1 pseudogene is annotated in these 296 nt (G+C 51.4%); it reads left to right on the forward strand.

The features are described from left to right. Positions 1-96: 96 nt before the first annotated feature. Positions 97-296 (forward strand): annotated as a pseudogene (locus MZO40_RS17140) (ABC transporter ATP-binding protein); the annotation flags it as partial.

Consider the following 296-nt stretch of genomic DNA (forward strand, 5'->3'; position numbering starts at 1 on the left):
CAATGAGGGGAGTTACAACTAATGGAAACGCCTATCACGTAATCGGCTAAGCAAAAGCCTGCCAAGTATGGCACGCGCGACCTACTGCGGCTGATCATGACGCACGCGCACCCGAAGAAAGGCCTATTTCTCGTCGGTATCCTGCTGTCGTTTGTGGCGACGATTTGTAGCCTGGGCATCACGTTGATGTTGAAGGTATTTATCGATGCCTTCAATCACGGGACCTCGGGACAATTACTGAGCAAGCTGGCAATCGTCATCGTTGTACAACTATTCGCCAGTGTCGCTTCGAGCTT

This window comes from Lactiplantibacillus sp. B652, from assembly GCF_023806745.1.
GTDB classification, from domain to species: Bacteria; Bacillota; Bacilli; order Lactobacillales; family Lactobacillaceae; genus Lactiplantibacillus; species Lactiplantibacillus pentosus.